Origin of the sequence: Natronococcus sp. (genome assembly GCF_047921035.1) — an archaeon.
GTDB lineage: Archaea > Halobacteriota > Halobacteria > Halobacteriales > Natrialbaceae > Natronococcus.
Window position 1 is genome coordinate 1 of the sequence record NZ_JBLRWX010000189.1, and the last position, 2,990, is coordinate 2,990.

Below are 2,990 nucleotides of genomic sequence, written 5' to 3' on the forward strand. Positions count from 1 at the left end.
TGGCTCTCCGAGGAGAGCATTCGCTCCTACAGCGACGACCACGTCCACTCGCCGCACGACCTGCATCCGATGGACTACCTCGCGGGCGTCCTCGAGGAACTGGACGTCGCCGACGGCCGGATCGGCCTCGAGATGGACGCCGCCTACTTCACCGCGAAGTCCTACACGCGCCTGCAGGAGAATCTCCCCGAGGCCGAGTTCGAGGACACCACCCTGCTCGTGGGCTGGGTCCGGATCAAGAAGTCCGATCGAGAACTCGAGTAAATGCGCCAGGCCGCCGAAATTTCGGAGAACGCGATGCAGGCGGGGATCGACGCGATCGGCGAGGGGGTTCCGGAGTACGAGGTCGCCGCGGAGATCTACGACGCCCTCATTCGGGGCACCGACGAGTTCGGCGGGGACTACCCCTCGATCGTCCCGCTGATGCCCTCGGGCGATCACACCGACACGCCCCACCTCACCTGGACCGACCGCGAGTTCGAGGACGGCGACCCCGTGATCATCGAACTCTCGGGCTGTCGCCATCGATACCACTCTCCGCTGGCTCGAACGACGTTCGTCGGCGACCCGCCCGCGGAACTCGAGGACGCCGCCGACATCGTCGTCGAGGGAATCGAGGCCGCCCTCGAGGCGGCCGAGCCCGGCGTCACCTGCGAGGCCGTCGAGGAGGCCTGGCGGGAGACGATCGCCCAGTACGGCATCGAGAAGGAGGATCGGATCGGCTACTCGATGGGACTGGGCTACCCGCCGGACTGGGGCGAACACACCGCGAGCATCCGCCCCGGCGACGAGACGGTGCTCGAGGAGAACATGACGTTCCACATGATTCCCGGCATCTGGACCGAAGAGATCGGCATGGAGATCAGCGAGACCTTCGTCGTCACCGACGACGGAGTCGAAACCCTTGCAGGGTTCCCGCGAAAACTGTTCACAGCGTAAGACTCATGACTACGACACCACCCCAGCAGGACGACGATCCAGGAGAAAGCGACCTCGATTCGGCGCTCGTGACGGCCCGCCGTCAGCTCGAGCGCGCCGCGGCCCACGTCGACGTCGACGACGGCGTCATCGAACGGCTCAAACACCCCACGCGGGTCGAGCAGGTCTCGGTTCCCCTCGAGCGCGACGACGGCAGCGTCGACGTCTTCACGGGCTACCGCGCCCAGCACGACGACGTTCGCGGTCCCTACAAGGGCGGACTCCGCTACCACCCCGAGGTCAACGCCGACGAGTGTATCGGCCTCTCGATGTGGATGACCTGGAAGTGCGCCGTGATGGACCTCCCCTTCGGGGGCGGCAAAGGCGGCATCTCCATCGATCCCAAGTCGCTGAGCGACGGCGAGAAGGAGCGGCTCACCCGTCGGTTCGCCGAGGAGCTTCGCTACGTCATCGGCCCGACGCGGGACGTTCCGGCGCCCGACATGGGCACCGACGCCCAGACGATGGCCTGGTTCATGGACGCCTACTCGATGCAACAGGGCGAGACGATCCCCGGCGTCGTCACCGGGAAACCGCCCGTCATCGGCGGCAGCTACGGCCGTGAGGAAGCGCCCGGGCGCTCGACGGCGATCGCCGCCCGCGAGGCCGTCGACTACTACGACATGGACCTCGAGAACACCACGGTCGCCGTCCAGGGGTTCGGTAGCGTCGGCGCCAACGCCGCCCGCCTGCTCGAGGAGTGGGGTGCGAACGTCGTCTCGGTCAGCGACGTCAACGGAGCGATCTACGATCCCGACGGACTCGATATCGGATCGATTCCGACCCACGAGGAGGAGCCCGAAGCGGTCATGAAGCAGGACGCTCCCGAGACGCTCTCGAACGAGGAGATCCTCGAACTCGACGTCGACGTGCTCATCCCTGCGGCGATCGGGAACGTCATCACCGCCGACAACGCCGACGACATCGCGGCCGACATCGTCGTCGAGGGTGCGAACGGTCCGACGACGTTCGCCGCCGACACGATCCTCGAGGAGCGCGGCGTGCACGTGATCCCGGACATCCTCGCCAACGCCGGCGGGGTCACCGTCTCGTACTTCGAGTGGCTCCAGGATATCAACCGCCGCAAGTGGAGCTTAGAGGAGGTCAATCAGGAGCTCGAGTCGAAGATGCTCGACGCCTGGGCGGAGGTCCGAACCGAGGTCGAAGCGAAGGATCTGTCCTGGCGGGACGCCGCCTACGTCGTCGCGCTCTCGCGGATCGCGGAGGCGAAGGCGACGCGCGGGCTCTGGCCCTGACTATCGGAAGCAGTCGACGAGCGTTCCCGTCTCGACGGGATCCGGCGTCTCCGCCTCGCCGGGGACCGAACCGGACGGTCCCAGCGAGAGGCCGGTTCTAACGGCGGTCGTCTCGTCGACGGCGTAGACGGCCCCGCTGTACCCGTCGGCCGTCGCCCACGGCTCGCCGTCTTCGTCCACGTCGGTCGGCGTCTCCGCGTATCGAACGCGGACGACGTGAATCTCGTCGTACCAGTCGAACCGTCTGACGTCGTCGAACTCGATCGAGTAGTCGACCATCCGTTCGGATCGCTCGCGGGAACAAAGAACGTCGTTTTTGGCGTACGCCCGCTCGTGGTCGCGAACGAACTCGACGACGCCGTCCGCGTCGAAGGCGGTCGGCGGATCCGGGTACGGTTCCGTGCCGGCGCCGTCGACCGTCCCGGCGCTGTCGTCGGTTCGTTCGGTTTCGACGCTCTCGAGGTCACACGCCGGTCGCGACGCCTCCCTGCAATCGAACCGTTCCGCCAGCGAGTCCGCGGTGCCGCGTTCGTGGGGGTCTCCCAGCACGCCGGAGGAGGCGGCTCCCACGCCGATCATCCCGAGGAGCACACGACGTTTCATAGAGGGTGTCCGACGGAGCTTGGTAAATACTTTCTCCGTATCGGCCACCGAAAGAACCGGCGACCCCGACGGCATCGACGGCGCTGGCCCGCGCTGGCGTCGGCTCATACGGTTTACTGTAAGTCAGTACCGGCGCAACCGCGACCCGTGCGG

General features: G+C 66.8%; 2 protein-coding genes and 1 pseudogene. 2 read left to right on the top strand and 1 reads right to left on the bottom strand.

The features are described 5' to 3' along the window. Both ACNA7R_RS19920 and gdhB read left to right on the top strand, forming a co-directional pair. Positions 1-939, top strand: a pseudogene (locus tag ACNA7R_RS19920) (M24 family metallopeptidase); the annotation flags it as partial. 5 nt (positions 940-944) lie between these two features. After that, a complete protein-coding gene (gdhB, locus tag ACNA7R_RS19925) occupies positions 945-2,234 on the top strand; it encodes a glutamate dehydrogenase GdhB (protein WP_416285284.1) in 1,290 nt (429 codons plus the stop codon). Here gdhB and ACNA7R_RS19930 read toward each other — a convergent pair whose 3' ends face one another. Continuing rightward, positions 2,235-2,837 (bottom strand): hypothetical protein, encoded by a 603-nt coding sequence (locus ACNA7R_RS19930; RefSeq protein ID WP_416285285.1) that lies wholly within the window; start codon positions 2,835-2,837, stop codon positions 2,235-2,237. It abuts the gene before it with no gap. Between the last annotated feature and the right edge of the window lie 153 nt (positions 2,838-2,990).